Origin of the sequence: Erythrobacter sp. JK5 (assembly GCF_018205975.1) — a bacterium.
Taxonomy (GTDB): Bacteria; Pseudomonadota; Alphaproteobacteria; order Sphingomonadales; family Sphingomonadaceae; genus Erythrobacter.
This window is the reverse complement of sequence record NZ_CP073577.1, coordinates 277,609-294,180: the sequence shown is the minus strand read 5'-3', so window position 1 is coordinate 294,180 and position 16,572 is coordinate 277,609. Positions and strand designations below refer to the sequence as shown.

Sequence of the window (16,572 nt, the reverse complement as noted above, 5' to 3'; positions counted from 1 at the left end):
GCCTAGTCCATCTTCGCAAGGATGTTCTTGAGCGAATTCATGTTGCGCGCGGTGCCTTTGACCTTGAGCCGCCGTTCGAGAACCTTGTTCGACAGGTCCGACACGCCCACCCCGTGAACATAGTCGAGAAACAGCACGCGGTCACCCAGTGCCAGCCGCTCGCTGCCCTTGTCCGCGTGCTCTGCGATAAGCGAGTCGACCGCGCTTGTGTCGGGCTGCTGGCTGAGGAAGATCGAATGCACCATCTTGTCGGAGCCATGCTGCGGCCCGGTGCCGTGAAACGGGTTTTCCTCGATCGCGGCGCGCACTTCGTCGGCAGTGCGGACCATCGCGCAGGATTGGAAGCCGAAACGGTCCTGCACCAGACTTTCGAGCCGGATTTCAAGCATCGCCGGGTCGCGGTCGTCGGTCAGGATCACATTGCCGCTGGCCGCGACGGTGACGACGTCCCTGAAGCCCGATTCCTCAAGCGTCGTCTTCAACTCCGCCATCTTGATCCGGTTACCGCCGACATTGATGCTGCCAAGCAGCGCGAGCAGGCGCGTCATCCGCCCATCCCCGTTTCGGTCGGAGAGGGGCGCATGGTCGGGATCGCGGTCGAGGTTGCGCGGGCGAGCACCTGCCCGTCTTCGCTCAGCAATTCGCCTTCGAGGAAGATTACCCGCCTTCCGCCGCGAATGACCTTGCCCTTGCCGATGATCGTCGCGCCCAAAGGCAACAGGCCGAGCAATTGCATCGAGATTTCGAGGTTTAGCGGTGCCTGTTCGCCATCGGTCATCGCGACATAGGCATATCCCATCACATCATCGAGATAGCCCGCAACCAGCCCGCCCTGCACGCCGCCGCGCCAGGTGGTCATTTCCTTCTTGACGGTAAAGCGCATGGTCGCGGTCGCGGTTTCGCGGTCAAAGCCGAGGAATTCCGACCCCAGCGTCTCCGAATGCGGCGAACCCAGTACGGAATCGACCGCGAGTGCGGGAAAATTCTCGTTGCTCATTCATCCGCTCCCGGAACCGGGGTCGGTAGCGCGGTGGATGTGGCGCGCGCAAGCAGCTTTCCCGACTGGTCGTAAAGCTCGCCTTCTAGGAACGCGACGCGCTGGCCGTGCTTGACCACGCGGCCCTTGGCGGTGATCGGTTCCAGCGGGACCATCGCCACGAAGGTAAGGTTCATGTCGAGATTGAGCGGCAGGCGGATCTCGCCCTCACCGTGATCGGTCACGGCGAGCAATGCGCCGCCCATTACCTCGTCGAGGAAACCCGCGATCAACCCGCCCTGCACCGCTCCGCGCGGAGACGCGAAAGAGGGCGACGGGGTGAAGCGCGTGGTCAGCTCGCCCTTGTCCGCATCGAACGATACGAACTCGCTGCCCATCAGGGCAGCCGAGGGAGAGCGCTGCTCTTCGTAGATCTTCGTCAAAATGAAAACCAATCAGGTAAGACGAGAAATCCTGCGACGAGCGCAAGCGGAATGGGCAGACATCCGCTCAGCCAAGACAAGCAGCCCTCGGCTTCCTTGTCTCGCTTCTTGAATTCGTTTTCCTGATCGGCGTTCTCGCTCATAGCGCCCACCCCCAACCCCTCCCGCAAGCGGGAGGGGAGCTGGATCACGAAACCTCGATCGTCCGCTCGCGTTCTTCGACCTCGAACACCTCCAGCTGATCGCCCGGCTGGATGTCGTTCGTGTCCTCAAGCACGACGCCGCATTCGAGGCCCGAGCGGACTTCGTCCACATCGTCCTTGAAGCGCCGCAGCGAAGCGATGGTGGTCGCCGAAACGATGACGTCCTCGCGGGTAAGCCGTGCGAACAGGCCTTTGCGGATGACGCCGTCTTCGACCAGCAGACCGGCTGCCTTGTCCTTCTTGCCGGACTTGAAAACTTCCTTGACCTGCGCGCGGCCGACGACGGTCTCGATCCGCTCCGGACCAAGCTCGCCGGCCATCTCCTTCGCGACCTCTTCGGTGAGGTGATAGATGACGTCGTAATACATCATCCGCACATTGTCGCGCTTGACGAGCTCGCGCGCCTTCGCGTTCGGACGCACGTTGAAGCCGATGATCGGCGCACTGGATGCACCCGCCAGCGTGACGTCGCTCTCGGTGATCGCGCCGACACCTGCGTGCAGCACGCGGACCTTGATGTCGTCGTTCGAAAGGTTGTGCAGCGCGTTGACGATCGCTTCGACCGAACCCTGCACATCCGCCTTCACCAGGACCGGCCATTCGATCACATTCGACGCGAGATTGTTGAACATCGTGTCGAAATTGGTCGGAGCAAGCGCGGTGCGCTTCTCGGTCGCCTTTTCCTGACGATATTGCGCGACTTCACGGGCGCGCTGTTCGTTCTCGACCACGCTGAGCTGGTCGCCCGCCGACGGAACGCCGCCGAGGCCGAGGACCTCGACCGGCATCGAGGGTCCGGCTTCCTTGATCTGCTTGCCCTGGTCGTTGACGATCGCGCGCACCCGGCCGCTTTCGGTGCCGACCACAAAGGTGTCGCCACGCTTCAGCGTGCCGCGCGTGATCAGCACGGTCGCAACCGGGCCGCGCCCCTTGTCGAGCTGTGCTTCGATCACGGTCGCCTCGGCATCGCGGTCCGGACGGGCTTTCAGTTCGAGCAGTTCCGCCTGAAGCGAGATCTTTTCGAGCAGCTCGTCGAGACCGGTCTTTTCCTTGGCCGAAATCTCCACGTCCTGCACGTCGCCCGACATCGATTCGACGATCACTTCGTGTTCGAGCAGGCGGTTGCGGATGTTGTCCGGATTGGCTTCGGGCTTGTCCATCTTGTTGATCGCAACGATCATCGGGACGCCCGCGGCCTTGGTGTGATTGATGGCCTCGATCGTCTGCGGCATGATGCCGTCATCCGCTGCGACCACCAGCACCACGATATCGGTGACGTTCGCACCGCGCGCGCGCATTTCGGAGAAGGCGGCGTGGCCCGGCGTGTCGAGGAAGGTGATCTTCGACTTGTCCTTGGTGGTGATCTGGTAGCTGCCGATATGCTGGGTGATGCCGCCGGCCTCGCCCTTGGTCACATCGGTGCCGCGCAGTGCATCGAGCAGGCTGGTCTTGCCGTGATCGACATGGCCCATGATCGTCACCACCGGCGGACGCGGCTTCAGCGTCTCTTCCGGGTCCTGATCCTCGGACGTGTCGATATCGACATCGGCTTCGGACACTTTCTCGATATTGTGACCGAACTGTTCGACCAGCAATTCGGCGGTGTCCTGGTCGATCGTCTGGTTGACGGTGACCATCATGTCGAGGTTGAACAGTTCCTTGACCAGGTCCGCGCCCTTCTCGCCCATCCGCTTGGCGAGTTCGCCAACGGTGATGGCTTCGGGGACGATGACGTCGCGGATCTGTTTCTCGCGCGGCTTGGACGAGCCGCCGCCCTGCATCCGGCGCTCCTTCTCGCGCGCACGCTTGAGCGCGGCGAGCGAACGGGCGCGGCGCCCTTCGTCCTCGTTAAGGGCCCTTGTGACTGTGAGCTTGCCCGAACGGCGCTTGTCCTTGCCGCTGGACGGCTTTTCGGTCCGCTTGTCGTCTTTCTTCTTCTTTTCCGGACGCTTGGGTTCCGGACGCGCAACCGGCGTGAACTTGCGCGCGGCGGGCGCAGGGCTTGCTTCCTCGCCTGCAGCGATCTCCGGCTCGGCAACGGGTTCTTCGGCAACTTTGGATTCGTCCTCGGCGCGCTGCTTTTCGGCCTCGTCTTCCGCCTTGCGGTTCTCTTCCTGCCGCTTCTTCTCGTCGGCCGCTTCTTCCTTGGCCTTCTTGTCGTCGCGCTTGCGCGCTTCCTCGGCCAGCTTGAGCCGCTCCTCCTCAGCCTCGCGCTGGAGACGCGCGACACGTTCCTGCGGCGTTTCCTTGGGCGCAGCCGGTTTCTTCGCCACCGGCGCGGGGGCCGGGGCGGGCGCGGGCGCCGGTGCGGGAGCGGGTGCCGGTGCGGCCTCCGGCGCCGGCGTTTCGCCCGGCTTGACGAGCTTGCGGCGGCGCTTGACCTCGACCGCGACCTTGTTGGTGCGGCCGTGGCTGAAGGTCTGCTTGACCTCGCCAGCATCGACCGACCTCTTCAGGCCCAGCGGTTTACGGGTGCGTTTGTTGGTTTCGTCGCTCATTCTAGCTCGTCAGTCCTTCACGTATTTCACTATCTCGCCATCCGCCAAAGCGGAAGCTTGCCCGGTATCAGGCCGGACACAATCGCCGGGATGGCTCCCGACAAACCTTGCAAGGCGCTGAATTGCCTGTCCCACTCGGTCAGCCGCGCGCAAACCGCCCGATTGACCCGAGACGCCCAGATGGACGACATTCTCGCGGCCCAATGCCACAGACAGAGCGGTGCGGTCCAGTGGCAAGACGATCCCGCGATCGCCAGACCCTTCGGTCGCTTGTCCCACGCGCCATGCCTGGTCGAGCCGCTTGCGCCCGTCCTCGCTGCTGTCGCTGGCGTGCAGCAACAAGGCGATGCGCCCGCTGCGCGCCTGTTCCTCGATCCGGCTCGATCCCAGCACCAGGTGCCCGGCGCGCAGTTCCAGTCCGAGCCGATCGGCCAGGTGACGCGACAGCGCCTGCTGCACCCGGTCGGCCAGATCGTCCGGAACCGAGAGCCGCGCGCCTTTGAAAGCGCGCGCCAGCTTGCCCCTGAATTGGCCACTCGCAAGCGCGCTTTCAAGCGCGGCACGGTCCGGTGCGATCCACGCTCCGCGCCCCGGAGCCTTCGCCGCCGGATCCGGCAGCACATCGCCATCGGGCGAGATCGCCAGCCGCACGAGTTCATCGCGCGGATAGCTTTGCCCCGAAACAATGCAGCGCCGTTCGCTCCCGGAAGTCCGGGATTCGGGCGTGTCGGCGATGTCGGGCGTCAGGCGCTCATTGGGTGGAGTCCGCATCGGCGGCCTCCTGCGTGTCGGTCGTCTCGGCAGGTGCCGGAGCTTCCTCCCCAGAATCAACAGGGTCGTCGTCGAACCAGTGCGCGCGGGCAGCCATGATGATTTCGTTGCCCTGCTCTTCGCTCAAGCCGTAATCACCCAGCACGCCGCCCTTGTCCTGCTCGCGCTGCGGCCGGCGCATCGGCGGACCATCGGCGGTGTTGCGACGGCGCGGAGCTTCGCGCTTGCGGGCGATCAGCTCGTCGGTGGCGAGATCGGCCAGATCGTCGAGCGTCTTGATGCCCGCCTTGCCGAGCGTGACCAGCATCGCTTCGCTGAGATGCGGAATCTCGGCCAGCGCATCCTCGACGCCGAGTTCGCGGCGAGTGACGCGGTGCGCCTCTTCCTGTCGCTCGAGCGCCTCGATCGCGCGGCTCTGAAGTTCCTCGGCGAGTTCCTCGTCGAAGCCCTCGATCGCCGCGAGTTCGTCCATCGGGACGTAGGCGACTTCCTCGAGCATCGCGAAGCCCTCGGCCACGAGCAGCTGCGACAGCGTTTCGTCGACGTCGAGTTCTTCCTCGAACATCTTGGAGCGCTCTGCGAATTCCTTCGACCGCTTCTCGCTCGCCTCTTCCTCGGTCATTATATCGATCTGGTGACCGGTCAGCTGGCTGGCGAGCCGCACGTTCTGGCCGCGGCGACCGATCGCCAGCGACAGCTGGTCGTCGGGGACCACAACTTCGATGCGCGATTCTTCTTCGTCAAGCACCACGCGGGCCACGGTCGCGGGCTGGAGCGCGTTGACGACGAAGGTCGCGGTGTCTTCCGACCACGGGATGATGTCGATCTTTTCGCCCTGCAGTTCCTGCACGACAGCCTGCACGCGGCTGCCCTTCATGCCGACGCAGGCACCGACCGGGTCGATGCTGGAATCGTGGCTGATGACGCCGATCTTGGCGCGGCTGCCCGGATCGCGCGCGGCGGCCTTGATCTCGATGATGCCGTCGTAGATTTCGGGCACTTCCTGCGCGAACAGCTTGCGCATGAAATCGGGCGCGGCGCGGCTCAGGAAAATCTGTGGGCCGCGATTGTTGCGCTCCACCTTGGTGATGAGCGCGCGCACGCGTTCGCCGACACGCGCGGCTTCGCGCGGAATCTGCTGATCGCGGCGGATCACGCCTTCGGCACGGCCGAGATTGACGATCACATGGCCGAATTCGACCGACTTGATCACGCCGGTGATGATTTCGCCGGCGCGGTCCTTGAATTCCTCGAACTGGCGCTCGCGCTCGGCATCGCGGACCTTCTGGAAGATCACCTGCTTGGCCGACTGCGCGTCGATCCGGCCGAGATCGACCGGGGGCAGCGGGTCGACGATGAAGTCGCCGATTGCCGCGCCAGGCTGGAGCTTTTCGGCCTGCTTGAGATCGACCTGCTTGAAGTAGTCGTCGACTTCCTCGACCACTTCGACCACGCGCCACAGCGTCAGGTCGCCGGTTTGCGGATCGAGCTTCGCGCGAATGTCGTTCTCCGCACCGTAGCGGTTGCGCGCGCTCTTCTGGATCGCTTCTTCCATCGCTTCGATGACGATCGCCTTGTCGATCATCTTTTCCGAAGCGACCGCGTTCGCGATCGCGAGCAATTCAGCCTTATTGGCGGAAATGGCACTGGCCATCAGTTGTCTGCCTTTTCTTCCTGGTCTTCTAGTATGTCCTCGACACCCGTGGTGTCGATCGGTTTCGTCGCGGCGATCAGCGCGTCCGTCAGGACGAGCTTGGCCGTATGAATCTGGTCGCGGGGCAGGATCGCCCTGCCCGCCTTGGCATCCTCGATCGCGACCATTCCGTCGTCGATCCCGCCGAGTACGCCCTTGTAGACGCGCTGTGCCCCAGCGTCGGCAACGTATCCCTTGACCATCACGATCCGGGCTTCGTGCCCGGCCCACTGTGCGAAATCCTTTTCGCGGGTCAGCGGCCGGTCGATGCCGGGCGAAGACACTTCGAGGTGATAGGCGCCGTCGATCAGCACCTCGCCCGCTTCTTCGCGCTGGTCGATCACCTCGGAGACGCGGCGCGAGAGCGCGGCGCATTGTTCGATCACCAGCTGGCCCGTTGCCGGATCCTCGGCCATGATCTGCAGCGCCTCACCGCCGTCACCGGCTTCCGACTGCATCATCCGCACGCGCACGAGCTCGAAACCGAGCGCTTGCGCCTCGGGCTCGATCAGTTCGGTAAGGCGCGCGATATCGGCCATCTGTCTCCGGTCATTACTGCATCGCCTGGCACAGCCGTTTGGTGCCGGCCCCTCTCGGCGCCAGCCCCTTCAGTGTCACGACAATGTCGGGATGAGGCGCAGATAGGCCGCTACAGCGCAGAACGCAATAGGCTCGCTACATCGAGCCCAAAGAATTGCGGTCGCTTAACCGCCGCCGCTGATCCAGTCCCGCGCGGTGCGGCGAAATTCGCGGCGCTGATGTTCGTCGAAATGTTCGGCGTAGTCGCGGATCGCGAGCACCTGTTCCGGCAACAGCCATTCCTCGAATGCCAGCGCATTGCCACCGTCTTCGCTGCGAACCACATCGGCAAAACAGTCGATACCGGCGCACTGCAGGATGCCGGCTTCGCCCCTCACCAAAGGGCGATCGACAGCGATCCGTGCGCCGGTTTGCGAGAGATCGAGCACGATGCAGCGGCGGGTTTCGTAAATCGTTACCAGCTTGCCCGGCATGGCCAGCCGCAGCCGCGCGGCCTGACGCCGCCCGATACTGTCGAGCGGTCGACCGATTCGCGAAGCAAGGGACCCACGCATGGGTCCCGATCTAGCGCGCCATGGTGATTGTCGAGGAAAGTTCGGGCTAGGCTGAATTCCCTAGGCGGCGCAGGCGCGCCAACGCTCGCGTCTCCGGAAATCAGTACCCGCTCGGCGGTTCCTCGGCCCATCCGCCCTCGTCCTCGCCGAACTGGCCTTCGGTGCGGGTGCTCGCAACGCGGCCGCTGGTGGTGTGGCCCCAGCCTTCGGTGCCGAGCCGGCGCAGGCGTTCTTCCTCGATCGCGCGCTCACCGAAACGTTCGGCCCGCTCGACCACCTTGTCGGCGACCTGCGGCGCGACATAGGAGGCTCCGGCGGTGAACATCAGTCCAAACCCGAGGATCGTCAGGAAGATCAGCAGGAAGATAAAGCGGATGCTCGATCCGATGGAATCGACCAGATCCACGATTGCACGCATTTTTCGTCCCCATTTCTTCTACGTGAGACGCGAAGCTAAACGGTGGGGGTAAACAAGCGGTTAGGGGCGTACAGCTCCCCCTCACTCGGTCTCTTCCAGCAAGGCGTGCTTCTTTATGCAGTGGCGCAGCTGGTCGTAGCTGAGCCCCAGCGCTTTCGCGGTCTGGCGCTGGTTCCAGCGATGCTTGCCGAGCGCATGCTCGACGATCGCGCGCTCGTGCGCATCGACCGCAGCACGCAGGTCCTCGATTTCGTCGAAACACGGGGCGTTGGCGGCAAAGTCCGCTGGATCGGGCACATTGCCCGACGGCCTGGGGGTATCGAGCTTGCGATGCGGCGGAGTCGCTGGCTTCCACGGGCTTTCGAACGGGTCGAACTGGACATGCGAAATCGCCGCATCGGGATCGTCCCAGCGATAGACCGCGCGCTCGATCACGTTGCGCAGTTCGCGGACGTTGCCCGGCCAGGCGTAATCCTCCAGCTCCTTGGCGACATGCGGTGCAAAGCCGGGCCAGCCGTGCCAGTCGAGCTCGGCTGCCATGCGTCGCCCGAAATATTCCGCCAGCACCATGATGTCGCCGTCGCGCACCCGCAGCGGCGGCAGCGTGATGACTTCGAAGCTCAGCCGGTCAAGCAGATCAGCGCGGAAATCGCCCGACGCTGCCAGCGCGGGGAGATCGTCGTTGGTGGCAGCAACGATACGGACATCGACGCGGACCGGACGCGACGATCCGATGCGCGTTACCTCGCCATATTCGACCGCGCGCAGCAGACGTTCCTGTGCGCCCATCGACAATGTGCCCAGTTCGTCGAGAAATAAGGTGCCCTTGTCGGCTTCTTCGAACCTTCCGGTGCGGGCTTTGGTAGCGCCGGTGAAGGCTCCGGCTTCGTGGCCGAACAGCTCGGCCTCGATCAGCGTTTCGGGCAGCGCCGCGCAGTTCATCGTGACCAGCGGCTCTCCCCAGCGGTTCGACAGGCGATGGAGACGTTCGGCAATCAGTTCCTTGCCGGTGCCGCGTTCGCCGATGACCAACACGGGGCGGCTCATCGGCGCGGCGCGGCTGGCGCGTTCGACCGCATCGAGGAAGGCGCCCGACTGGCCGATAAACTGATTTTCGCGCTCCATGGCCCAATGTATAGTGAAAATTCCCAATGCTTGGCAACAGAAACCAACGGTGTTTTTCGCACCTTTCGAGAAATCCAAGCATTTCTGTGATTTGCGAGGTTTGGCACACCCCTTGCTATTTTGTGAACGAGCATGTGAACGAACACGAAGTTCGCCACACAGAACCGAAAGGGACGAACCATGTACGACCGCCGCTTCTTCAGCAGCAAACTGGGCCAGGCCGCGATCGCCAGTATTATCGCAATGGTCGCGTTTGTCGCCATTTCGAGCCAGTTCACCGCCAGCGACGCCTACGCTGCATCGATCGCGCACGACCCGATCATGGTCGAACTTGCGTGAGCATGACGCGATGAGCAAGCGCGATGCCAAGAATACCCTCGGGCCGGAGAAATCAGTCCCCCCTGCAGGTGCTCCCGATGGTGCAGCCGATCACGCTGACACCGCCGAAAAAAAGCACGCTCCGGCCCACCCCCATGCCCCTGCGGACGAGCTTGCGCCCGAACCAGTTCCGCATCCCAAGCCGCTTTCGCGCCTCGACGCCGAGATCGAAAAGCTGCGCCGTAGCCCGGTCCCGACCCAGAGCGGGCCACGCGGCGGGCAAAGCGACGCCGACAACGCACGCTCGACCAGCGACAACCCTTTCTTTGATGGAGTAGCCTTTATGGGCATTTTCAGCCGTACCCGGGACATCATTGCCGCGAACTTCAACGACATGCTCGACAAGGCGGACGACCCGTCGAAGATGATCCGCATGATCATCCTCGAGATGGAGGAAACGCTGGTCGAGGTCCGGGCGAGTGCGGCGCGCACGATCGCCGACCAGAAGGAAATGCACCGCCATGTGGTCAAGCTCGACCGGCTCCAGGCCGACTGGGCCGACAAGGCGCAGCTGGCGCTGTCGAAGGACCGCGAAGATCTCGCCCGTGCGGCGCTGGTCGAAAAGAAAAAGGCGGCCGATATGGCCGACCAGCTCAAGGAAGAAATCGCGGTGCTCGACGATGCGCTGCGCGCCTACGAAGCGGATATCCAGAAGTTGCAGCATCGCCTGCGCGAGGCTCGCAGTCGTCAGACCGCCATTTCCGCGCGGCTCGAAAGCGCCGAAAACCGCGTCAAGCTGCGCACGTTGATGAGTACCGAGCGCACCGACGAGGCGCTGTCGCGTTTCGACCAGCTCGAACGCCGGGTCGACTATGCGGAAGGCCGCGCCGATGCGATCCAGATCGGTCAGGACGGCCCGCCGTCGCTGTCCGACGAGATCGCCGCGCTCGAAGGCGCCGATGCGATCGACGACGAGCTTGCTCAAATGAAAAAGGCGCTGGGCAAGGACAGCGCCAGCAAAGGGGAATAAGCCATGCCATTCGAAGTCGTCCTGATCGTCTTCATTGTCCTTGTCGGACTGCCCTGGATGATCCTTCATTACATGACGCGGTGGAAAACCGCGGCGACCATAACCACCGACGACGAAGTGCTGCTGGAGGAGCTCTACAGCCTCGCCAAACGCCTCGATGAACGGATGGACACGGTCGAGCGCCTCGTCGCCTCCGACGACCCCTCGTTCACCCCGACCAAGCGGCTGCTGGCCGACCAGGAAAGCGACAACCAGCAACTGCGCGAACTCGAAAAGATGATCGCCGAGAAGAAAGGAGCCCAGTGATGAACAGCCCCCGCACGACGCTTTACCGCGACAAGTTTCATGGCAAGGTCATGGGCGTGTGCTCCGGCATCGCCGATTACACCGGTGTCAACGTGTTCTGGATCCGGCTCGGGATGGTGATCCTCTCGATCTCGCTCGGTTGGCCGATCCTCGCCTACTTCGCCGCCGGCTTTCTGCTGAACAAGAAACCCGCGCATCTCTATCGCGATCGCGACGAACAGCAATACTGGCAGCGCGTCCGGCAGAGCCCGCAGCGTACCGCGCGCGAAATCCGGTCCCGGTTTCGCGATATCGACCGCCGCCTCGCGAGCGTCGAAGCGCATTACGTCAGCAGCAATCCGCGCCTGACCGCCGAAATCGAACGCCTGCGCTAACCGCGAACACACTGGGAGGAATTCACATGAGCGCTCAAGCTTTCGGGATCATGATCCCCATCGTCGCCATCATCTTCGGATGCACGATTCCGATGGTCGCGATCTGGGCCAAGCACAAGGAGAAGGTGGCGCGGCTGCAGGTCGAAACCACCGCCGAACACACCGCTGAAAAGGCCGCGCAATACGCCAGCCAGGTCCAGCGGCTCGAAGACCGGGTGCAGGTGCTCGAACGGATCGTCACCGACAAGGGCTACGACGTTGCGACTCAAATCGAAGCCCTACGCGACACCCGCGCGCACGATCAGTCCGATCACGGCGTCCCGCTCGAGATCGCCCGCAAGGAGAATGCATGATGGATTGGGGCAGTCCCGAATTCGTGATCGCGATCATCGCGATCAGCACGTTCGGCTGGATCATCAACAACTGGATCCGCGCTAAGCATGGCTACGAACTCGAAGACGAATGGGGCGGGAAGACCGCCAAGAAGGCCGACAGCGACGAAACCAAGCGGCTGAAGACCGAGAACCGCGAGTTGCACGGCAAGCTCGATGCGATGCAGGATCGCATGATCGTGCTCGAAAAGATCGTCACCGACCGCGGTTATTCGCTCTCCGAAGAGATCGAAGCGCTGCGCGACAGACCCGCGCAGGCACCGGCCGACAGCGGTGTCCCGATCGACCTCGAACGAAAGGAAAAAGCATGAGCCCCGACGCTGCTGCCACGATCATTCCCCACCTGCCCTGGATCATCGGCGGCGCGCTCGCGCTGGGCGCGGCCGGTGTGGTCGGCTGGGTTCACACGACCAGGCTGAGGATCAAGCACGGCTACCCGCTCGAAGGGGCATGGGGGCAGGCGCTCAAGCCGAGCAGCGATCACGAGGCGAAGCAGCGTGTGACCCTGCTGACGCAGGAGAACGCCGAACTGCGCGCCGAGCTTGGAGCGGTGAAGGATCGCCTGGCCAATGTCGAACGGATCGTCACCGATGGCGGCTACCAGCTTGGCAGCGAAATCGACAAGCTCCGCGAACGGGCGCTCGAACACCGCACAGACAAGGGGACCGCCTGATGTGGGGCGCCGACACACCGCTGGTTATCGATGCGCTGGTGATCGCCGGAATGGCGGCGCTCGCCGGAGCGGGCCTGGTCGGCCTGCGCCTGCGCAACCGCCGCAAATCCGAGTCCAGGCAGCCGGACAACACGAAACCCGATCTCGAAGACCGCGTCCGCGTGCTCGAGCGGATCGCCACCGATCGCACGCAGGATCTCGCCGACGAGATCGACCAGCTTCGCAGCCACGACAAGGCCAGGGAGGTCAACTGATGGAAGACGTTCTCGCGATAGTCTTTCCGGGTGTCATCATGATGCTGATCGTGATCGGTCTCGCCGTGAACGGGATCGTTTCGAAGGTGATCGATTACAAGAAGTCGCAAGCCGCGATCGACAGCAATCATGCCTCCGGCCAGGGGCGCGAAATCGCCGAGCGGACCGCGATGATCGAGGACCGGCTGGCCGTGCTCGAGCGGATCGCGACCGATCGCGGTCACCTGCTCGCCGACGAGATCGAGGCGCTGCGGCACGAGGCGAAATCGAAGGAAGTTGCGCAATGAGTGGGTGGGCAATCGTAGCTATCATCGCAATCGTGATCTGGGGGATCGTCCAGATCGCAAAGGCGCGCGCCGGGATCATCACCGATGAAGACGGCAACGACAGCTATGTCCCGCGCGATGACGGCGCAGGCCGGGGCGAGCTCGAAAGCGCCCGGCGCGAGATCGAACAGCTGCGAGAGCGGATCCACGTGTTGGAACGGATCGCGACCGACGACAACACGCTCGACGCGCGCGAACGGGCCCGCATCTCCGCCGAAATCGAGGCGCTGCGCGGTGCCGAAGATACCAAGCAGCATGATGCGAGCGACAAGGAGGATTTGAGCAAATGATCGATGCCCTCTTCGTGGAGCCGACGCTAGTCATCGCCGCGACCTGCTTGGTCGGGCTGTGCGTGGTCGCTTTCGCGCTTTTGCGCGGATGGCAGGGCTGGCTCGAACTCAAGCGACAGGAGCTCGACAGGGCTGGACATTCCGGCCCGGCAGAGATCGAAGGCGGTGCCGGCGTAGGCGCGGCCCGGATCGAGCTCGCCGATCTCAAGGAGCGGATCAGGAAGCTCGAAGCGATCGCCAGCGGGGTCGAACTTTAGCTCGACACGCGGTCGCGCGCTCCTACATAGCCCCGCATGCGCACACTCGACGACATTCTCGAAGAATACGAATTTCTCGAAGGCGACGAACGCTATTCGTTGCTGATCGAACTGGGCCGCGAGCTGGAGCCGATGCCCGACGCGCTGAAGACCGACGCGACGCTGGTGCGCGGATGCTCGGCGGCGGTGTGGGTCTACCCGACCGAAGCCGGTGACAAGCTGCATTTCCTCGCCGACAGCAACGCCGCCATCACCAAGGGGATCGTCGCGCTGGTGATTTCCGCCGTGCAGGACAAGCCCGCAGAAGCGGTCGCGCAGATGGACGTAACCGGCGCGCTGGCGCCGTTCGACCTCAAGAACCAGCTGTCGAGCAACCGCACGCAGGGCGTGCCCAACATGATCGCGCTGGTGAAGGAGCACGCGGCGAGGTTGGCAGCAGCCTAGGCGATGCGGCGGCTCTATCTTGCCGCCGGGCTGCTGTTCACCGGACTGGGCGCAATTGGCGCGGTGCTGCCGATCGTGCCGACCGTTCCGTTCCTGCTGGTCGCCGTGTTCTGCTTTGCGCGCAGCAATCCGGCGTGGGAGCAGAAGATCCTCGACCATCCGGTCTGGGGACCGCAGATCGAGGACTGGCGCCAGCGCCGCGCGATCAACCGCCGCGCCAAGGTGATCGCGATCGCTTCAATCGCCGCCGGGGTCGGCTTCACCTGGGTAACGCTGGGGTTTCCATGGGTGTGGATCTCGGTCGCGGTGCTGGTGATCGTCGGCGGCTGGATCGCCACGCGGAACGAGTGAACCGGTGGAGATCGCACTTCGCCCTCCCCATGCAGCCGAGCTACCCGCAGCGAGCGCCCTGTGCCTGCGCTCGAAGGCGCATTGGGGCTACGATCAGGCCTTCATCGACGCGTGCAGGAATGAACTGACCCTCACCCCCGCCGACCTTGCCGAGAGCGCCGTTGCGCTGGCGCTCTCGGGAGATACCATGGTCGGCCTCGGCCAGATCTCGCACAAATCCGGCGTCGCCGAACTCGACAAGCTATTCGTCGAACCCGAATGGATCGGACGCGGTATCGGCAAGGTTCTGTTCGATTGGTCGACGGGTAAAGCGCGATCGCTTGGTGCGCGCACCATGCTCGTCACGGCGGACCCATACGCGGTCCCGTTTTACGAGAAAATGGGTTTTGAGTTGATCGGTGAAGAGCCTTCGGCCTCGATCCCCGGGCGAGTCTTGCCGGTCTATCGGCTGACGCTCTAGCTCACGCCCCGACGCTGTCGCGCACCACCGCGATGCCATTCTCGCGCTGTTCCTTAAGCTCTGCCTTGAGCACCTGCGGGTCGCGCGCGAACACGAAGCCGAAGCTCACGCCGCCTTCCTTGCCGATCGTTGCATGGTGGAGCTTGTGCGCCTGCACCAGCCGCTTGGCATAGCCCTTCTTGGGCACCCATCTGAAATAGCGCTGATGCACCAGCCCATCATGGATCAGCGTGTAAATTACACCGTAGAGCGTGATGCCGACCGCGAACCACCACAGCGCATCCCAGTAGAGCGCGCCGTAGATATACATCGCGGCGTTGATCGTGCCGAACACGACCGCGAACAGATCGTTCTTCTCCAGTACATTGTCGTGCGGCTCGTGATGATCGCGGTGCCACGCCCAGCCGAAGCCATGCATGATGTATTTGTGCGCGAACCACGCCCACCCTTCCATGAAGAGGACGGCGGCAAGAACGGTCAGGATCACTTCAAGCCAGCTCATGCTGTACCCTTATCCCTACCTCCGCTTTCTTTGCCCCGGGCAAAGCCCACCAGGGCACGTCGGGGCGGCGGTGGTGTTCGAGATGATAGCCGAAATGGAAGCAGGTGGCGAGGCTCGCCAGCGTGCCAAAGTCGTCGGTGCGCGCGTTGTGATCGTCGGCAAATGGTTTGTCCGCAGCGTGATGGTGCGGACGGTAGGTGCCGAAATAGAACAATTGCAGCGAGGAAAGCAGCGCCGGCGCGCCATAAAGCAGCACGATCTGCACCATCGGAATGCCGATAACCAGCCAGTAGATTCCGACCACCGTGTGCACGTAAAGCAGCGACTGCCAGCCGAAGTAGCGCTTGAAGAAGGTCAAGTACCACTTGCCGAAATGGCTGGGATTGTGCTCGTCGAAATCGGGGTCGCCCGCTTTCCCGGCGAGCTTGTGATGGGTGAAATGCGCCTCGCGCAGCCGCTTCCAGCCGAAGCCCGCGTACAGAAACAGCAGCGCGGACGCGATCATCGCAGTCAGGCGTTCGCGGCCCGGCGCAAGCGAACCGTGCATCGCATCATGGCAGACGATGAAGACCCCGACCGAAAGCCAGCACTGCACCGCCGCCAGTGCCAGCGCGAATGGCAGGTTCGCCCAGCTCAGCTCGAACACGAACATCGCGTAAGCGTGGATAACGAGCCACCCGCCCGCAATCAGCGCGGCGAGCGTCAGGCCGATTGCGGTCTGGGCGCGTTTGCTCGGGAGGGCGAAATCAGGCGTCACGACAGGATAGATACGCACGAAAGGCTCATGCGGCTGCGTATACTGTGCTGAGCGTCAGCTGCAATCGCGCAGACTGTGGATTTCGCTTGCGCGCCGGCCGCTACTCACCTTCGGGAAAGAAGAACTCGCGCATGTGTTCGCCGATCCGCGCGGGCCGCAGAGTCTTGGCGTCGATGCAGCACCACGAGGATTTAACCTCGGCCAGCACTTCCTCGCCGCGCTGGATCACGGTGTGATAGAAGGCGCGCGCACCGTTGTACCGCTCAAGGACGGTTTGCGCGATCACATCATCTTCGAGAAACGCCGGCTTGCGATAGGTAATCTCGTGCTTGAGCGCGACCCACGCCTTGCTCGCGACCTCTTCTGCCGGGGCCAGCTTGTTCCAGTGCGCCAGCACCGCGTCCTGCACCCAGTTCAGGTACCGCGCGTTGTTCACATGCCCCATGAAATCGATGTCCTCCGGCAGGACTTTGATCGGAAACGCGAATCGGGAAGATGCGGGTGCTGCTGACATATGTGTCAGTTATGCAGGAAACTCTTTCGTTTCCATGACAAAACGCTGCGCGGGCGCACAGCGTCTTGCCAGTGTTGCCCCCGCGCCGCTAATCGGGTCGTCG

28 protein-coding genes are annotated in these 16,572 nt (G+C 63.4%); 14 read left to right on the top strand and 14 right to left on the bottom strand.

The window, feature by feature from the left end:
- Positions 1-2 precede the first annotated feature (2 nt).
- From KDC96_RS01360 to pspF, 11 genes are all read right to left on the bottom strand, one after another.
- Complete coding sequence (locus KDC96_RS01360; protein WP_212450044.1) at positions 3-548, bottom strand: DUF1697 domain-containing protein; 546 nt, start codon at positions 546-548, stop codon at positions 3-5.
- The gene (locus tag KDC96_RS01355) at positions 545-997 is read right to left on the bottom strand and encodes a PaaI family thioesterase (protein ID WP_212450043.1); all 453 of its coding nucleotides are present in this window, start codon (positions 995-997) and stop codon (positions 545-547) included. Before KDC96_RS01355 ends, KDC96_RS01360 begins: the two co-directional genes overlap by 4 nt.
- Complete coding sequence (locus KDC96_RS01350) at positions 994-1,419, bottom strand: PaaI family thioesterase (RefSeq protein WP_249171870.1); 426 nt, start codon at positions 1,417-1,419, stop codon at positions 994-996. Before KDC96_RS01350 ends, KDC96_RS01355 begins: the two co-directional genes overlap by 4 nt.
- Complete coding sequence (locus tag KDC96_RS01345; protein ID WP_212450042.1) at positions 1,416-1,562, bottom strand: hypothetical protein; 147 nt, start codon at positions 1,560-1,562, stop codon at positions 1,416-1,418. Before KDC96_RS01345 ends, KDC96_RS01350 begins: the two co-directional genes overlap by 4 nt.
- Positions 1,563-1,606: 44 nt before the next feature.
- Positions 1,607-4,120, bottom strand: coding sequence for a translation initiation factor IF-2 (infB, locus tag KDC96_RS01340; protein ID WP_212450041.1), 2,514 nt, complete (start codon positions 4,118-4,120; stop codon positions 1,607-1,609).
- A gap of 9 nt (positions 4,121-4,129) precedes the next feature.
- Entirely contained in the window at positions 4,130-4,891 is a 762-nt protein-coding gene (locus KDC96_RS01335; protein WP_212450040.1) for a DUF448 domain-containing protein, read from the bottom strand.
- Positions 4,872-6,545 carry a transcription termination factor NusA gene (nusA, locus tag KDC96_RS01330; RefSeq protein ID WP_212450038.1) on the bottom strand — a complete coding sequence of 558 codons (1,674 nt, stop codon included), beginning with the start codon at positions 6,543-6,545 and terminating at the stop codon, positions 4,872-4,874. Before nusA ends, KDC96_RS01335 begins: the two co-directional genes overlap by 20 nt.
- On the bottom strand, positions 6,545-7,123 hold the full coding sequence (rimP, locus tag KDC96_RS01325; protein WP_212450036.1) for a ribosome maturation protein RimP: 579 nt from the start codon (positions 7,121-7,123) through the stop codon (positions 6,545-6,547). The genes nusA and rimP overlap by 1 nt, the downstream gene beginning before the upstream one ends.
- Positions 7,124-7,288: 165 nt before the next feature.
- Positions 7,289-7,678 (bottom strand): PilZ domain-containing protein, encoded by a 390-nt coding sequence (locus KDC96_RS01320; protein WP_212450034.1) that lies wholly within the window; start codon positions 7,676-7,678, stop codon positions 7,289-7,291.
- Between the two features lie 100 nt (positions 7,679-7,778).
- Positions 7,779-8,096, bottom strand: coding sequence for a hypothetical protein (locus KDC96_RS01315; protein ID WP_212450032.1), 318 nt, complete (start codon positions 8,094-8,096; stop codon positions 7,779-7,781).
- An 81-nt stretch (positions 8,097-8,177) separates the two neighbouring features.
- Positions 8,178-9,221: a phage shock protein operon transcriptional activator gene (gene pspF, locus KDC96_RS01310; protein ID WP_212450030.1), complete on the bottom strand. Its 1,044-nt coding sequence runs from the start codon at positions 9,219-9,221 to the stop codon at positions 8,178-8,180.
- Between the two features lie 180 nt (positions 9,222-9,401).
- On the opposite strand from pspF, the gene KDC96_RS01305 reads away from it, so the two are divergent.
- Genes KDC96_RS01305 through KDC96_RS01240 form a run of 14 tightly spaced genes read left to right on the top strand, consistent with a single transcriptional unit; the run spans position 9,402 to position 14,696 of the window.
- Positions 9,402-9,560 (top strand): hypothetical protein, encoded by a 159-nt coding sequence (locus tag KDC96_RS01305; protein ID WP_212450028.1) that lies wholly within the window; start codon positions 9,402-9,404, stop codon positions 9,558-9,560.
- A gap of 10 nt (positions 9,561-9,570) precedes the next feature.
- Positions 9,571-10,569: a phage shock protein PspA gene (pspA, locus tag KDC96_RS01300; RefSeq protein WP_371815514.1), complete on the top strand. Its 999-nt coding sequence runs from the start codon at positions 9,571-9,573 to the stop codon at positions 10,567-10,569.
- Between the two features lie 3 nt (positions 10,570-10,572).
- Positions 10,573-10,875, top strand: coding sequence for an envelope stress response membrane protein PspB (pspB, locus tag KDC96_RS01295; RefSeq protein ID WP_212450026.1), 303 nt, complete (start codon positions 10,573-10,575; stop codon positions 10,873-10,875).
- Positions 10,875-11,249 carry an envelope stress response membrane protein PspC gene (pspC, locus tag KDC96_RS01290; RefSeq protein WP_212450024.1) on the top strand — a complete coding sequence of 125 codons (375 nt, stop codon included), beginning with the start codon at positions 10,875-10,877 and terminating at the stop codon, positions 11,247-11,249. Before pspB ends, pspC begins: the two co-directional genes overlap by 1 nt.
- A 26-nt stretch (positions 11,250-11,275) precedes the next feature.
- Entirely contained in the window at positions 11,276-11,602 is a 327-nt protein-coding gene (locus KDC96_RS01285) for a hypothetical protein (protein ID WP_371815513.1), read from the top strand.
- Positions 11,599-11,952, top strand: a complete 354-nt coding sequence (locus tag KDC96_RS01280) for a hypothetical protein (protein WP_371815512.1) — start codon at positions 11,599-11,601, stop codon at positions 11,950-11,952. The genes KDC96_RS01285 and KDC96_RS01280 overlap by 4 nt, the downstream gene beginning before the upstream one ends.
- The gene (locus KDC96_RS01275) at positions 11,949-12,314 is read left to right on the top strand and encodes a hypothetical protein (protein WP_212450022.1); all 366 of its coding nucleotides are present in this window, start codon (positions 11,949-11,951) and stop codon (positions 12,312-12,314) included. The genes KDC96_RS01280 and KDC96_RS01275 overlap by 4 nt, the downstream gene beginning before the upstream one ends.
- Positions 12,314-12,568, top strand: coding sequence for a hypothetical protein (locus KDC96_RS01270; RefSeq protein ID WP_212452817.1), 255 nt, complete (start codon positions 12,314-12,316; stop codon positions 12,566-12,568). Before KDC96_RS01275 ends, KDC96_RS01270 begins: the two co-directional genes overlap by 1 nt.
- Complete coding sequence (locus tag KDC96_RS01265; RefSeq protein ID WP_212450020.1) at positions 12,568-12,855, top strand: hypothetical protein; 288 nt, start codon at positions 12,568-12,570, stop codon at positions 12,853-12,855. Before KDC96_RS01270 ends, KDC96_RS01265 begins: the two co-directional genes overlap by 1 nt.
- Complete coding sequence (locus KDC96_RS01260; RefSeq protein WP_212450018.1) at positions 12,852-13,184, top strand: hypothetical protein; 333 nt, start codon at positions 12,852-12,854, stop codon at positions 13,182-13,184. Before KDC96_RS01265 ends, KDC96_RS01260 begins: the two co-directional genes overlap by 4 nt.
- Entirely contained in the window at positions 13,181-13,441 is a 261-nt protein-coding gene (locus tag KDC96_RS01255; protein WP_212450016.1) for a hypothetical protein, read from the top strand. The genes KDC96_RS01260 and KDC96_RS01255 overlap by 4 nt, the downstream gene beginning before the upstream one ends.
- A gap of 36 nt (positions 13,442-13,477) precedes the next feature.
- Positions 13,478-13,885, top strand: coding sequence for a SufE family protein (locus KDC96_RS01250; RefSeq protein ID WP_212450014.1), 408 nt, complete (start codon positions 13,478-13,480; stop codon positions 13,883-13,885).
- Between the two features lie 3 nt (positions 13,886-13,888).
- Positions 13,889-14,236 (top strand): YbaN family protein, encoded by a 348-nt coding sequence (locus tag KDC96_RS01245; RefSeq protein WP_212450012.1) that lies wholly within the window; start codon positions 13,889-13,891, stop codon positions 14,234-14,236.
- Positions 14,237-14,240: 4 nt separating this feature from the next.
- On the top strand, positions 14,241-14,696 hold the full coding sequence (locus KDC96_RS01240) for a GNAT family N-acetyltransferase (protein ID WP_212450010.1): 456 nt from the start codon (positions 14,241-14,243) through the stop codon (positions 14,694-14,696).
- Between the two features lies 1 nt (position 14,697).
- Here KDC96_RS01240 and KDC96_RS01235 read toward each other — a convergent pair whose 3' ends face one another.
- From KDC96_RS01235 to KDC96_RS01225, 3 genes are all read right to left on the bottom strand, one after another.
- Positions 14,698-15,198, bottom strand: a complete 501-nt coding sequence (locus KDC96_RS01235) for a sterol desaturase family protein (RefSeq protein ID WP_212450008.1) — start codon at positions 15,196-15,198, stop codon at positions 14,698-14,700.
- Positions 15,185-15,973 carry a fatty acid desaturase gene (locus KDC96_RS01230; protein WP_249171869.1) on the bottom strand — a complete coding sequence of 263 codons (789 nt, stop codon included), beginning with the start codon at positions 15,971-15,973 and terminating at the stop codon, positions 15,185-15,187. The genes KDC96_RS01235 and KDC96_RS01230 overlap by 14 nt, the downstream gene beginning before the upstream one ends.
- A gap of 82 nt (positions 15,974-16,055) precedes the next feature.
- The gene (locus tag KDC96_RS01225; protein WP_212450006.1) at positions 16,056-16,469 is read right to left on the bottom strand and encodes a thioesterase family protein; all 414 of its coding nucleotides are present in this window, start codon (positions 16,467-16,469) and stop codon (positions 16,056-16,058) included.
- Positions 16,470-16,572 lie beyond the last annotated feature (103 nt).

Bases quoted from the DNA above. Each gene is read 5' to 3' on its own strand.
- KDC96_RS01360 (WP_212450044.1), bottom strand. From the start codon at position 548: ATGACGCGCCTGCTCGCGCTGCTTGGCAGCATCAATGTCGGCGGTAAC.
- KDC96_RS01355 (WP_212450043.1), bottom strand. From the start codon at position 997: ATGAGCAACGAGAATTTTCCCGCACTCGCGGTCGATTCCGTACTGGGT.
- KDC96_RS01345 (WP_212450042.1), bottom strand. From the start codon at position 1,562: ATGAGCGAGAACGCCGATCAGGAAAACGAATTCAAGAAGCGAGACAAG.
- infB (WP_212450041.1), bottom strand. From the start codon at position 4,120: ATGAGCGACGAAACCAACAAACGCACCCGTAAACCGCTGGGCCTGAAG.
- KDC96_RS01335 (WP_212450040.1), bottom strand. From the start codon at position 4,891: ATGCGGACTCCACCCAATGAGCGCCTGACGCCCGACATCGCCGACACG.
- nusA (WP_212450038.1), bottom strand. From the start codon at position 6,545: ATGGCCAGTGCCATTTCCGCCAATAAGGCTGAATTGCTCGCGATCGCG.
- rimP (WP_212450036.1), bottom strand. From the start codon at position 7,123: ATGGCCGATATCGCGCGCCTTACCGAACTGATCGAGCCCGAGGCGCAA.
- KDC96_RS01320 (WP_212450034.1), bottom strand. From the start codon at position 7,678: ATGCGTGGGTCCCTTGCTTCGCGAATCGGTCGACCGCTCGACAGTATC.
- KDC96_RS01315 (WP_212450032.1), bottom strand. From the start codon at position 8,096: ATGCGTGCAATCGTGGATCTGGTCGATTCCATCGGATCGAGCATCCGC.
- pspF (WP_212450030.1), bottom strand. From the start codon at position 9,221: ATGGAGCGCGAAAATCAGTTTATCGGCCAGTCGGGCGCCTTCCTCGAT.
- KDC96_RS01305 (WP_212450028.1), top strand. From the start codon at position 9,402: ATGTACGACCGCCGCTTCTTCAGCAGCAAACTGGGCCAGGCCGCGATC.
- pspA (WP_371815514.1), top strand. From the start codon at position 9,571: ATGAGCAAGCGCGATGCCAAGAATACCCTCGGGCCGGAGAAATCAGTC.
- pspB (WP_212450026.1), top strand. From the start codon at position 10,573: ATGCCATTCGAAGTCGTCCTGATCGTCTTCATTGTCCTTGTCGGACTG.
- pspC (WP_212450024.1), top strand. From the start codon at position 10,875: ATGAACAGCCCCCGCACGACGCTTTACCGCGACAAGTTTCATGGCAAG.
- KDC96_RS01285 (WP_371815513.1), top strand. From the start codon at position 11,276: ATGAGCGCTCAAGCTTTCGGGATCATGATCCCCATCGTCGCCATCATC.
- KDC96_RS01280 (WP_371815512.1), top strand. From the start codon at position 11,599: ATGATGGATTGGGGCAGTCCCGAATTCGTGATCGCGATCATCGCGATC.
- KDC96_RS01275 (WP_212450022.1), top strand. From the start codon at position 11,949: ATGAGCCCCGACGCTGCTGCCACGATCATTCCCCACCTGCCCTGGATC.
- KDC96_RS01270 (WP_212452817.1), top strand. From the start codon at position 12,314: ATGTGGGGCGCCGACACACCGCTGGTTATCGATGCGCTGGTGATCGCC.
- KDC96_RS01265 (WP_212450020.1), top strand. From the start codon at position 12,568: ATGGAAGACGTTCTCGCGATAGTCTTTCCGGGTGTCATCATGATGCTG.
- KDC96_RS01260 (WP_212450018.1), top strand. From the start codon at position 12,852: ATGAGTGGGTGGGCAATCGTAGCTATCATCGCAATCGTGATCTGGGGG.
- KDC96_RS01255 (WP_212450016.1), top strand. From the start codon at position 13,181: ATGATCGATGCCCTCTTCGTGGAGCCGACGCTAGTCATCGCCGCGACC.
- KDC96_RS01250 (WP_212450014.1), top strand. From the start codon at position 13,478: ATGCGCACACTCGACGACATTCTCGAAGAATACGAATTTCTCGAAGGC.
- KDC96_RS01245 (WP_212450012.1), top strand. From the start codon at position 13,889: ATGCGGCGGCTCTATCTTGCCGCCGGGCTGCTGTTCACCGGACTGGGC.
- KDC96_RS01235 (WP_212450008.1), bottom strand. From the start codon at position 15,198: ATGAGCTGGCTTGAAGTGATCCTGACCGTTCTTGCCGCCGTCCTCTTC.
- KDC96_RS01225 (WP_212450006.1), bottom strand. From the start codon at position 16,469: ATGTCAGCAGCACCCGCATCTTCCCGATTCGCGTTTCCGATCAAAGTC.